This window comes from Paenibacillus sp. FSL K6-4396, assembly GCF_038002525.1.
GTDB classification, from domain to species: domain Bacteria; phylum Bacillota; class Bacilli; order Paenibacillales; family Paenibacillaceae; genus Paenibacillus; species Paenibacillus amylolyticus_B.
Window position 1 is genome coordinate 7,038,657 of the sequence record NZ_JBBOCR010000001.1, and the last position, 12,604, is coordinate 7,051,260.

The following is a 12,604-nucleotide window of genomic DNA, read 5'->3' on the forward strand; positions in this document are numbered from 1 at the left end:
AGAAGATCAATATAAATTGTACTTATAAGTACTTTTATTCAAGATAACACTTTGTACATATTAGTCTGTAAGGATGCTATAACCTCTTCTAACCTTAAGTGGAGGTGATCAAATGAGTTTACCAGAGGACGTAGGAAACCGAATACGTGAGTTAAGAAAGGCAAAAGGCTGGACTCAGGAACAACTGGCGGAAGCAGCAGGTCTTCATTACAGCTATATTGGTGGAGTTGAACGAGGTGATCGTAACATTTCTTTGGAAACTCTTGAGAAAATAATGAATGGATTGCAGGTCACTGCTGAAGAAATCTTTAAATTCAAAGAAGACTCTGAGTACAAAAGAGCCTTGGATGAACATATAACTTTAATAAGTGGTAAAAGTACAGATACCATCGTATCATTGACCAAAATTAGCAAAGAAGTTTTAAATGCTATCGAAAAATCACATAAAGATTCCGATTAATTATATCTGCAGCAGTATCATTCGCTAACACCAAAAAGAGTGGAGTAACGCCTCCACTCTTTTTTTATCTCTCTTTTCAAATAACTTCCCGCTCAAACTCCGCAAACTCCACTCTGTTCCGCCCATTCTGCTTCGCCTGATACAAGGCCTTATCCACCGCAGCGAACAGCTGAGTCAAATACCCCTCCGGATTCTCCGGCACATGCTCCATTTCAAAGTCCTCAAAGGAAAGAATCCCAATACTAATCGTAATCGACACCTGCATAATCTCGTGATCCACCTCAATGTGATTAGACTCCACAGCTGTTCTCACGCGCTCCGCGATCTGGTTCGCCAAGTCATGCTCCGTATGCGGAAGATAGATCATGAACTCTTCCCCGCCATAACGCGTCAGGATATCGGTACTGCGAATGGATTGTTTGACCGCCTCCGCCGTACGAACAAGCACCTCATCCCCAATGACATGCCCATAGCGATCATTGATCGCTTTGAAGTAGTCGATATCGAGCAACAGGAGTGAAAATGGTGTTTTGTATTGAATATTGGTAATGACCTCATGATTCAGGTGTTGGGTCAGATAACGTCGGTTGTAACAGTTGGTTAAACTGTCCGTCAGGGCGAGTTCTTCCAGTTTGCGATTGGCCTCGGATAACTCCTGACGTATCAAGTCTAGCGCCTGATTTCGCTCCTGAAGCGTTACGTTCTGGCGATTCATCTCTTTTACATAGAAGCGCTCCTGTGAGACATCCTGGAACGTAAGGATATGACCGATCGGCACAAGAGCCGAATCCACAATCGGAGACGATTGCAGAATATAGTGCCGAATGTTGCTGTCCCGCTCCACGATCACTTCAATATGAGAGAGGGTATTTTCTTTTTTCTTATAATGATTCACGAACTCCCGACAGCTGCCCACGACTTGAACAGACTCCAGAAAGGCTTCCATATCAAAAGAATCCCCCACATGCAGATCCATAAAGGATCGTGAGGCTTTGTTCGCTTCAACAATGACTTCATTCTCATCCAGTACCAGGATGCCATATGGAATCGTATTGATCACGTCCTCATGCGCGATGGAGACCAGATCGAACACATTGTATCTTTTGATCACATAGACGAAGAACAGGTCCGACAGAAAGATCCCCAGCGATGTCATGCCAGGAATGATCGGCAACCAGCGGGCTAGAACGACATTCAGAATCGCATCGATTGTTGCAAAAACAGCCAACACCAAGATACCCCACAGGGTGATCCGTACCTGTTTTTTGATCATGGCAGACGTCTGCGATGAATACACCGCCCGGAACAGAACGACGAGGGAAGCCAAGAAATAGCTCACCAGAATAACCATCACAACCCAGAACCAAGGGCCGTAAGCCCGCTCGATGTACCCGCCCTCCAGGGGAATGACGAACTCGTTCCATGGATTTGCGACTACACCTATAGCCCCGATCACCGCAGGGACAAATAGCAGGAAAGTGCCTTTTGCACTCAACCGCTCCGCGTAACCGGTAATAAAGATCGTCAGTAGAAGCCACCCGCTCCCAAGCAGAGAGACTGCAACGAAAGACAACGTAACATAGAACAACTGCAGACCAGAATCATCCGTAAGCGTACTGGCAAATTGACAGAAAGGCCAGAGCATCATCAACCCGTGAAACAAAAAGTACACCTTATGTAAGTTCGTAATTCTAACCGTAGCAAACACATATACACCTACACCGAACAATAGGACGAATAAAAAGAGATCATACCATACTAATGGGTTCACGAATCTTCTCCTTCTTAGATGCTACAATGACAACGTGATTGCTCATAATTCTATGTGATACCTATATAAAACTTCAATAAACACCTATACAATACCGCTACGACAAACATTGGTTAATTTAACCATATCTTATCACAGCACCATAAGGGTGAGTAGCCCATACACTGGAAGTCCGACCAACCTCTGATCGAAATCCTGATCTATTTTGCGTTTTTATGAAGGAATCTGACTGTTCCACAAAAAAAACCGCCCATATCCAACGGAGCGGCCAGCCAGCAATTGGTTTGATTCAAATAACCCATATCATTCGCGGAGTTTATCTCTCCGGCAGTAGTACTTAACCTTCTGATCAGGAACATCTACTCTTCCCGTACTTTGGCTATGATTTGCTCATGACCAAGTCAACGTTCGCCTTCAACCACCTGCTTCTCAGCGATCAACAGCTCCAATTGTTGCTTATAACGTGTCTCGTTTCTGAGATATGCTTCATGACTCATCCCGACCAGATCAGATTCATATTTAGGGGAATAAAAGGGTTCGTTGTCTGAGAATAAGTCTGGGTTATCCTTCAGCAACTCCGTGATTATCTCTGACGTCTTAGTCGCATCACACACTCTAACAACCGCATCACCGAGCTGTCCTTTACGCATCGCACCTTCGCGAACCAATACCTCGTCTACTTTCCAGAAATGCTCCGACCATGGCAACCCACAATGTCTGCGGGACGGTACTGAAATCTGACTTCCATCCGGTAAAACCGTATATAACATCTCATGCTCGTCCGTCATTCTGCCAGGGATGTCCACCCACTCTTCGACGCCATGGATAAATGTGTTCCGCTTCAAGTCAACGCCCACTAACAAGATTGTCGCTTTCCGATCCAACAGTTTCCCCCATGCGGAACCTCTCGCACACGGTGTATCGAAGAGATGATCGTCCTTCGTAAATGCCTCTGCATCCCTCCCCAGTGCCGCTACCGAGTGTGTAGGATGCCACGAACGAACCACTCCCGGACGTTTACGGAAAAGCTCAGGCAGAATCCCTACGCAGCATACAGAATTTTCCACGTGGAACATTGGGTTATCCGCATTGATGGTAGACCACGTATGAGTGGGAAGCACCAACAATCCGTCTTTCATATAATCGCTGCAGGCATCCAGCACCGTATTTGCTCCACCTTCAACCTCGCCCAAACTCTTCATTGAAGAGTGCATAAGCAACGTACCTTGGCGATCCAAACCGAGCTGCTCCAGTTGCTGCATCAAGCTTTCTTTTGTGTACATATCCTTTCCTTACCTCCTACATTTCTTATCTCTTTTCGATGGAAAAGCAAATTCTTGCTCAGCTTCACATCATGCTTCTCAGCATAACAAACAAAGGGCCGAGGGTTAACCCCCGGCCACAGAGAAAAAATCGTATAAGTTCAGGCAGTCAGCTGCCAATCCACTTTTACTTAATAATAACGTACTCCAGATTCACCAGCTTCGCATATGTCACGATCTGATCTGTCGTCAGGTTCAAGGATACAACCGTATGGTGACCGCCACCATTTTCGATCCATGCTTTTACCCCGTCCTGGAAGTTCGGCTTCACGCTCCACAATACACGCGCTACCGGCAGATTAGGTGCTGGAACGGTAGGCTCGAATGCAGATACTTCATTGATCAGCAATTTGTAATGTGTACCGAAGTCTGCCATGGAAACCACGACACCTTCGCCTGCCTTGCCATCGAATACAAGACGCGCCGGATCTTCACGATCGCCAATACCCAGTGGGGACACGATGATTCTTGGTTTTGTACTAGCCAGTGTAGGATCTACTTCAAGCATATGGGATTGCAGGATCGCTTCCTGTCCAGCAGCCATCTCGTAGGTGTAATCTTCCATGAAGCCGGTGTTCTCGTTATGGGCCATGATTTTCAGCAAACGATCCAGTGCAGCTGTTTTCCAGTCACCCTCACCGGCAAATCCGTACCCTTGCGCCATCAGGCGTTGCACAGCCAGACCCGGAAGCTGTTTCATGCCATGCAGATCTTCGAAGTTTGTCGTAAAGGCACTGTAACCACCTTCGTCCAGGAAACGCTTGATCGCAATCTCATAGCTTGCTTGCACACGTACGCTGGCTTCCCAAGCTTCCTTGCTGTTCGTGCCATAGTCGAATTCGTACAGGTCTTTATATTGAGCGATCAGATCGTCGATTTCCTGCTCCGTTACGGCGTTCACGTATTGCACGAGGTCGCCAATGCCGAAGTAATCAACCGTCCATCCGAATTGGATTTGTGCCTCTACTTTATCACCTTCGGTCACGCCAACGTTGCGCATGTTATCTCCGAAGCGAGCAACTTTGAGGTTGAAACCTTCGTTAAAGGCAACCGCTACGTCCATCCAGTCTGCAACCTGCTGTTGCACTTCCGGGCGCTCCCAGTAGCCAACAACGATTTTATTTTGTTTTCTCAGACGGGCATTAATGAAGCCATATTCGCGGTCACCATGCGCCGCTTGGTTCAGGTTCATGAAATCCATATCGATGGTTGCCCAAGGAATGCTTTCGTTGAATTGAGTCGCCAAGTGCAGCAAAGGTTTTTGCAGCAATTTTGTACCACGAATCCACATTTTCGCCGGGGAGAAGGTATGCATCCATGTGATGACACCCGCTACTTCGTCGCGGTAGTTAACTTCCTTCATAATGCTCGTGATTTTATCTGCGGTTACCGCCAGATCCTGCAATACGAGCGGGTACGGCAGTACGCCACTTGCATTAAGGGCATCCGTGATTTTCTGTGCGTTGGCCTTTACTTCGCCCAGTGCTTCTTCTCCGTACAAGTGCTGTGAACCAACCACAAACCAGAATTCTTTTGCTGCTGTTGCTGACATATAATCATCCTCATTTCATTATTTTATAGTTGAACAATATGGGTTTACACTTTGCCACTCCGATTGCAGTACCATCTTCCGATCGCTGGTTATCCCCGGATTTCTTTGATCAATTTTAATAAGGATGATATCCGGTTATAAAGGCGAGCGCTTCGCTTCTTCAGATTGGTTCTGCACTCTCCGTTATCGTGTAAAAAGTATAGTTGAAGAAATGGGTTACACTGGACCACTGCGCAGCCAGAATAATCTTCCGATCACTGTTATCCCCAGATTTTTTTTGGTTCCCTTTTCTAAAGGGAAAATCCGGGGATAAAGGTGAACGCTCCGCTTCTCCAGCTTTCTTCTGTCTTCTCCGTTATCGTGTAAAAGTTTTATACAACTTCGTTGGCAGTAGTAGCACAAGACCTATTCGATTGGATTAGTGTCATCCGATCGATACGCAAACTAATCACTTTTGTCCGTAATACGCGTCTTTTCCGTGTTTACGCAGATAGTGTTTATCCAAAATGCCTTGTGGCAGTTCTTTTGCGAAGTTATTCAACTGCCGCGCGTACAGGTTCATTTTGCATACTTCCTCCAGCACGACACTGTTCACCACCGCTGACTTGGCATCTTTCCCCCACGTAAACGGTGCATGACCATGGAGCAGTACTGCCGGAACCGCCATCACATCAATTCCGCGCTGTTCGAACGTTTCAATAATGACACGTCCTGTCTCCGCTTCGTATCCGCGATCCACCTCGTCCTGGTTCAGGAAACGTGCGCAAGGCACAGCCCCATAGAACGTATCCGCATGTGTGGTTCCCATTACAGGAACATCCAGTCCGGCTTGCGCCCAGATGGTTGCCCATGTGGAGTGTGTGTGCACGATGCCGCCAATCTCCGAGTAATGCTTATATAGTACGGCATGTGTTGCGGTGTCCGAGGAAGGTCTCATCTCACCCTCCACCACGTTACCGTCCAGATCAACCACAACCATGTCGCTTGCTTTCATCACATCGTAGCTGACGCCACTTGGTTTGATTACGAACAGACCGCTTTCCCGATCAATTGCGCTGACGTTACCCCAAGTGAATTTTACAAGTCCGTGCTTGGGCAGTTCCAGATTCGCCTGAAATACCTCTTCTTTCAGTTGTTCTAACATGTTATTCCCTCCCGTTCTCTACCAGATGATCTACAGCTGATTGCTCAATCGCAAGTCCACTCCGATAGCGTTCGATAAATGCTTCAAATCCCTTCACATCCGATGCATCTGGCGCCACTTCGACTCCCTCAACATCGTTAAAGACTTTCTGCTCCAGGAACACATCCAGGCTCTCCTCTTGATCCTTGTTGATCATGTACGAAGCCAGAAGCGCCATGCCCCATGCGCCGCCTTCACCAGCGGTAGACATGACCGACACCGGTACATTCATCGCAGCAGCTACAATCCGTTGTCCGACGACAGGGGTCTTGAACAGGCCACCGTGAGCCAAAATGCTATCAATGGCTACATTCTCTTCCTCCGTCAGGATGTCCATACCCAGCTTAAGTGCACCGAAGGCACTAAACAGATGTGTCCGCATGAAGTTTGCCAGATTAAAGTTGCTTTCCGGGGAGCGGACGAACAATGGACGGCCTTTCTCAAGTCCTGTAATGTTCTCGCCTGAGTAGTAACCGTAGCTGAGCAAGCCACCACCATCTGGGTCTGCCTCCAAAGCTTTGTTAAACAACACGCTGAACAACTTGCCGTTATCCACTTCATATCCCATCGCTTGAGAAAACTCACGGAACAGTCCCACCCATGCGTTGATATCACTGGAACAGTTGTTGGCATGCACCATCCCTACTGGGCTACCATCCGGTGTGGTGACCATATCGATCTCCGGATACACTTTGGATAGTTCCTTCTCCAGCACGATCATGGCAAATACCGAGGTGCCGACCGAGATGTTCCCCGTACGTTTTCTCACGCTATTCGTTGCTACCATACCCGTTCCGGCATCGCCCTCTGGCGGGCAGAGCGGAATGCCTGCTTGCAGATCTTGCGAAGGGTCGAGCAACTTGGCTCCCGCTTCTGTCAATGCACCTGCGTTCTCACCAGCGAGATATACTTTCGGAAGAAGATCCTCAACCTTCCACGGATAACCTTTGCCTGCGATCCGTTCATCGAACTGTTGGATCATGGATGGGTGGTAATTATGTGTAGACTCGTCAATTGGGAAAATGCCTGACGCATCGCCGATGCCAATCGCCTTATTGCCCGTCAGCAACCAGTGGATGTATCCAGCCAAAGTTGTCAGATGATCGATCTGAGGTACGTGTACCTCTTCGTTTAAGATGGCTTGGTACAAGTGAGCAATGCTCCAGCGTTCAGGAATATTGAATTGCAGAAGTTCCGTCAGCTCCCTTGCAGCTGCTCCCGTCGTCGCGTTACGCCAGGTGCGGAAAGGTACCAGCAGTTCGCCCGCGCTATCCAATGCCACATATCCGTGCATCATGGCCGAGAATCCGATCGAACCGACCGTTCGCAGCGTAATTCCGTATTTCTGTTCCACATCTTGCTTCATCTCACGATAAGCCGTCTGCAGACCTGTGATGATATCTTCCTGGTTGTACGTCCAATATCCGTCTTTCAGAAGGTTCTCCCATTCATAACTGCCTGACGCGATGGTCTCAAAACGCTCGTCAATCAACACCGCCTTAATCCGCGTTGATCCAAATTCAATTCCGAGCGAAGTAGCGCCCTTGGTAATGGCTTCTTTCAAGTCCAATTGACTCATAATCACGTGTATCCCCTCTCCGGTTGTGATTCCTCATCCCTAAGGATGCATATATAAGGTGAAGCTTCTACTTATGCAGTAACTACTCATGAATTTTGTATAAGAGGTTGTTCAAAAATCTGTGTTTTCAAAGAATGCGCTTTCCTTTTCTGACAGCCTTAGTATATTTTTTGTACGTACATTTGTCAATCATATATAATAGTTATACTTACAAAGGACACATATTGTACTCTAACTGACCATTCAAAGGTCTTATACGGCTATAAAGTGGCTATGCTGTAAGGTACACCTCTCTGCAAAAAGGCTGGATATGTACGGTTCATTTCGAAAAATATGCTGTTTTATATGCATTCAAACTGAATCATGCTAAAATATGTACGTACAACTATTTGAACAATAAGGTTGATATAGATGAGTAACGATGAAAGAAGTGGACTACGTGAAGCCAAAATACCAGGTCATCATTGATGATATAAAGAGTCATATCCTCTCGGGGGCATATAGCATAGGCGAACAGATTCCAACCGAGTTGGCATTACAGGAGAGCTACAATGTAAGTCGCCAGACGGTGCGGAAGGCTATTTTGGAGTTATCGAACGAAGGATTTTTACGAAGCGAAAAGGGTTCCGGAACTTACGTTAGCAATCAGTATCGATCACGATCAGGCGGCAATACGTCAAAAAAAACCATTGGCGTGATTACAACATACATCTCGGATTACATCTTTCCTTCCATTATCCGCGGTATTGAGAGTCGTCTGAATGAGGACAACTACTCGTTACTGCTCGCCAGCACCAATAATGATGTGGCACAGGAGAAAAAAGCACTCGAAATGATGCTCTCCTACGGTGTGGATGGCCTGATTGTGGAACCGACCAAAAGTAATCTGTATAATCCCAATATTGCATACTACCTGTCATTCAAGGAGCAGGATGTACCGTTTACGATGATTAATGCCTTTTATGAAGAGCTGGAGGTTCCTTTCTTCTGTCTGGATGACGTGCAATCCAGTTATCTCGCCACACGTGAATTGATCGCCAAAGGCCATACCCAGATCGGCATTATTGCGAAAATGGATGATTTGCAGGGTAAGTACAGGATGAAAGGGTACATCAAAGCACTTGGTGAAGCGAAGTTACGGTTCCATCCTGATCAAGTGCTTTCCTTTGATACCGCATCGAAACCGGAGTTATCCTCTAATGTAGCAACGTATCTGGATGAAAACAGGGATTCGCTCACCGCAATCGTCTGTTACAACGATGAAGTAGGACTTGAAGTCGTGCACGCCTGTAGGCAACTGGGTATCTCGATCCCGGATGAGTTATCCATCATTGGACAGGACAATTCATACATCGCCAAGAACGCCAACATCCGGCTTACCACGCTGACTCATCCCCAAGAACAAATGGGCCGTGATTCTGCCGATTGGGTAATCAAGAATCTGCAAGGCAAAAAGGATCTGCCAACGAAAACCTACTATCAGCCGGTGCTGGTTGAGGGGGAGACGGTGAAGGAGATCGAAGTGGAATAATATTGGTGCGGAAACGGAAAAGCGAGAAAGTTGTTACCGAGCGTTCCTGTCCAACACACTTAAAGAAGGCCGTCAGAATCATCTGCGGCCTTCTTTGTTCTTGTTCCATATAATGAGGGATTAACCTTTTCCGATATAAATAATTTAATCTGCTTTAGCCGAAACAGACACCACTTACTGCGCCTGATCCGCTTCTTCGCTTACCAAGCTTACAACGATGCCTTTCTTCTTCAGGTTCTCTACTACCTGCTCAGCACGATCATTCAAAGGATTGTTCGCCAGATATACCTCTGTCAGATGTGGGATGGTTTCGAGCACTGCAATATCCTCAATGAGGTTATCTTCTACATATAGATACTCCAAGGTCGGATGATTTTTTAAAGGTGTCAGATCCTGAATTTTATTATCATTCATAATGATCCATTCCAGCTTTAACTTCTGAAGAGGACTTAGATCAGTCACCTGATTCCCACTGGCGAGCAGACTGGTCAGCTTACGCATATTTTTTAATGGAGCCAAGCTTTTGATTTTGTTATCATCCATAACCAGATTTTGCAGATTAGCCAGACCTGATAATGGCGAGATATCTGTAATCTGATTGCCCTCAACCGCTAAGAACGTCAATTTCTTTAACTTGTTGAGTGGTTTAATATTTTTTATATTTTGGCCAGGCAAGAATAAATCCGTCATATTAACGGCATGTTCAAGACCTTGCAAGTTGGAAATCTTACTTTTCGTTTCCATAGCATATATGGATTTTAATTTTTTCAAATCGGCAGCCTTTAGTTCCTTCTTAGCAGGCAGCTTCAAATCTGCTCGAATAACTTTGGCCAAGACCGGGTCTTTGATAAGCGATGCAGCCGAGATAATAGTGGTCGGTAATAGTACAAAAACCAAACATAAAACGATCATACTTTTGATGAATTGATTACGCATATAGATTCTCCTTTTAAGCATCTTAATTAGTGGCTCCGTTTCAAGGAGTTGAGGTCAGCCGTAACGATTTTACCTGTATTTCCAAAGACGTACACTTTCCCTTTAAACTCCACCGCATCGTACCAATCGTCTACCGTCAAGACATCCTGCTTGGTCCATTTCTCAGCGTCATCGGAAAGGAAGATGGAACCTTCACTGCCGACAGCAATAAAGAGATTGCCCACGTATGAGATGCCAAAGAATCCAGTGTTCATTCCACGAGCATATAATTCGTCACGGAACTCTGTCCTCGCCCATTTCTTACCGTCCTCTGAAGTCAAAATAACCGCACTCTGTGCATTCCCATAGTGACTAGCAGTGGTCACGACAAATTTCCCGTCACCCCATACCACATCGAAATTATGTCCAGGGAACCGTGCCGGGATTTCGTTCCACTTCAGACCATCCTCGGAGACGAGCAAAAGCCCTTTTTCTCCAACGGCTACCAGTGTTGTGCCGTTTGATGCCATCGCATTGATTTTTCTCTTTACATTAGTGTTCAATGTTCTCCACGTCTTCCGATCCTTGGAAGAAAGAATCGTGCCGGCCTCCCCTGGCACGTAATACGTATTATTGGCATATAACACACTCGTAAGTGATTGAGTTGTCGGTGATTTAATGACTGTCCACTTTACCCCATCAACAGAGGACATCATCTTCCCGTTATCTCCTACCGCAAAAAAGTCCTTCCCTGACCATACAACTCCCCGAAGTGGATACGCTTGATCCACATAAGAAGATTGCCATTTGCCAGCCGTGTTCATCTTTGCAGAACCCTGCGAGCTGACGGAAAGGAAGTTAAGCTGGCTACGGTACCCACCCACCAGCACCAGCCTATCCTTGCTCACTGCTGCTTCATATACGTTACTTGGAAGCACAAAAGAATATCGCTTTGTCAGCTTCCATTTGCGCCCATCCGCAGATGTTTGAATACCAGCATTCGTAATCGTTATATACTGTTTGCCGTTGTGAATGGTAAACAACGGGTTCTGCTTAGGGCTAGTTGCAAACCCAGCATCGCTCCAGCTCTTACCATCCTTGGATGTCCAGTTGACCTCCTTCAGGACATGATTAGCTTTATTCACATATTCAAAACCAAAAATATAAAACCTGTCCTTTGCCCAGTACACCTTGGACCAAAAGGCTTTGGACGATACGTATGTCCATTTCTGTCCATCCTTCGAGGTCATGATCGTTGCATCCCCTACAGCAACAAAGGCTCCACCGCCATAGGTCATATCCCAAACTTGCTCATAATTAGGCTGATTGGTCTTCACCTTTTTCCAGGTAATTCCGTCTTTGGATACCGCTACGACTCCACCTTCATAACCTTGAGCCACGAAGGTATTATTGCCCCATGCTACTGCTGTAAAATTGGTGGAGATCCCTGTTTTTCGCTCGGTCCACGTTAATCCATCCTCTGAAGAGAAAATCTTTCCTTCATATGTTGTTCCACCAACTGCAATATATCGTTTCCCGTTCCATACGGCGTCTTTTAAAAATCTTATATGTATTGAATTATTTAACTTCTCCCATGACAGACCATCAGTGGATGTCCATACGGTTACGATATCTGCTTCCTCACGAAAACCCATGAATTCTGACTTTCCACGAATAATCAAACTAAAATCTACTGGATTGCCGGTATAGATTGTCTTCCATGTAACTCCGTCCTTAGAGGTTTTCACATAGCCTCCAGCAGCTGGCATCATATAAATCCCTCCACCATAGGCAATGGAATAAGAAAATCCACTATTTAACTCATCGAACGAAGACCAATTAAGGTTCAACTGACTTTTTACTACAGTATCCTCAATGTTCGCAACTTCACCCTCTGCCTGGGCAGGATGTACAGAAATTAGGGAAAACAGCAGAATCGTAGTTAACAGCAGAGGTATTACTTTTAGTGAAAAAACTAGTGTGCGACTCATAGTTATCTCCTTACATTATTTAATACTAGAAATATACCATGATCTGGAATGAAACACATGGATATTATCTTCATCCTAATTTAATAGAAACCCTCCCGCTCTCATCCTATAACTGTTCCGTTAAGAACGGATAATGGACTACTTCATCCAGGAATGTAACCCTAATATAATATAGGCGTTTATAATTTTTTCATTGACACTGCCTTTAATAAAAAGATATATTCATTGATGTTGATAATCATTATCAGTTATATAAAGGTTTTATATATCTACTTGTTCACATCCCCATGGATGGGATGG

At 45.7% G+C, this 12,604-nt stretch carries 9 protein-coding genes; 2 read left to right on the plus strand and 7 right to left on the minus strand.

Going from position 1 to position 12,604, the window contains the following annotated elements; translation table 11 throughout:
* The first annotated feature begins 112 nt into the window (after window positions 1-112).
* Window positions 113-460, plus strand: coding sequence for a helix-turn-helix domain-containing protein (locus MHB85_RS30680; RefSeq protein WP_105600577.1), 348 nt, complete (start codon window positions 113-115; stop codon window positions 458-460).
* 76 nt (window positions 461-536) lie between these two features.
* On the opposite strand, the gene MHB85_RS30685 is transcribed toward MHB85_RS30680, so the two are convergent.
* The 5 genes from MHB85_RS30685 to MHB85_RS30705 form a co-directional block, all read right to left on the minus strand.
* Window positions 537-2,231, minus strand: coding sequence for a histidine kinase N-terminal 7TM domain-containing diguanylate cyclase (locus MHB85_RS30685; protein WP_341074179.1), 1,695 nt, complete (start codon window positions 2,229-2,231; stop codon window positions 537-539).
* A 401-nt stretch (window positions 2,232-2,632) separates the two neighbouring features.
* Entirely contained in the window at window positions 2,633-3,514 is an 882-nt protein-coding gene (locus tag MHB85_RS30690; RefSeq protein ID WP_192136327.1) for an AAC(3) family N-acetyltransferase, read from the minus strand.
* Between the two features lie 166 nt (window positions 3,515-3,680).
* The gene (gene araA / locus MHB85_RS30695; protein ID WP_091012271.1) at window positions 3,681-5,105 is read right to left on the minus strand and encodes an L-arabinose isomerase; all 1,425 of its coding nucleotides are present in this window, start codon (window positions 5,103-5,105) and stop codon (window positions 3,681-3,683) included.
* A 448-nt stretch (window positions 5,106-5,553) separates the two neighbouring features.
* Window positions 5,554-6,249 (minus strand): L-ribulose-5-phosphate 4-epimerase, encoded by a 696-nt coding sequence (locus MHB85_RS30700; protein WP_047840995.1) that lies wholly within the window; start codon window positions 6,247-6,249, stop codon window positions 5,554-5,556.
* Between the two features lies 1 nt (window position 6,250).
* Entirely contained in the window at window positions 6,251-7,867 is a 1,617-nt protein-coding gene (locus MHB85_RS30705) for a xylulokinase (protein WP_192136328.1), read from the minus strand.
* 439 nt (window positions 7,868-8,306) lie between these two features.
* Between MHB85_RS30705 and MHB85_RS30710 the strand changes: the two genes are divergently transcribed.
* A complete protein-coding gene (locus MHB85_RS30710; protein WP_091013196.1) occupies window positions 8,307-9,398 on the plus strand; it encodes a GntR family transcriptional regulator in 1,092 nt (363 codons plus the stop codon).
* A 174-nt stretch (window positions 9,399-9,572) separates the two neighbouring features.
* Here MHB85_RS30710 and MHB85_RS30715 read toward each other — a convergent pair whose 3' ends face one another.
* Both MHB85_RS30715 and MHB85_RS30720 read right to left on the minus strand, forming a co-directional pair.
* Entirely contained in the window at window positions 9,573-10,334 is a 762-nt protein-coding gene (locus MHB85_RS30715; RefSeq protein WP_192136329.1) for a leucine-rich repeat domain-containing protein, read from the minus strand.
* A gap of 26 nt (window positions 10,335-10,360) precedes the next feature.
* Window positions 10,361-12,304 carry a hypothetical protein gene (locus tag MHB85_RS30720; RefSeq protein ID WP_341074181.1) on the minus strand — a complete coding sequence of 648 codons (1,944 nt, stop codon included), beginning with the start codon at window positions 12,302-12,304 and terminating at the stop codon, window positions 10,361-10,363.
* Between the last annotated feature and the right edge of the window lie 300 nt (window positions 12,305-12,604).

Excerpts from the sequence above, each read along its gene's own strand:
- MHB85_RS30680 (WP_105600577.1), top strand. The coding sequence starts at position 113 with ATGAGTTTACCAGAGGACGTAGGAAACCGAATACGTGAGTTAAGAAAG.
- MHB85_RS30690 (WP_192136327.1), bottom strand. The coding sequence starts at position 3,514 with ATGTACACAAAAGAAAGCTTGATGCAGCAACTGGAGCAGCTCGGTTTG.
- araA (WP_091012271.1), bottom strand. The coding sequence starts at position 5,105 with ATGTCAGCAACAGCAGCAAAAGAATTCTGGTTTGTGGTTGGTTCACAG.
- MHB85_RS30700 (WP_047840995.1), bottom strand. The coding sequence starts at position 6,249 with ATGTTAGAACAACTGAAAGAAGAGGTATTTCAGGCGAATCTGGAACTG.
- MHB85_RS30705 (WP_192136328.1), bottom strand. The coding sequence starts at position 7,867 with ATGAGTCAATTGGACTTGAAAGAAGCCATTACCAAGGGCGCTACTTCG.
- MHB85_RS30715 (WP_192136329.1), bottom strand. The coding sequence starts at position 10,334 with ATGCGTAATCAATTCATCAAAAGTATGATCGTTTTATGTTTGGTTTTT.
- MHB85_RS30720 (WP_341074181.1), bottom strand. The coding sequence starts at position 12,304 with ATGAGTCGCACACTAGTTTTTTCACTAAAAGTAATACCTCTGCTGTTA.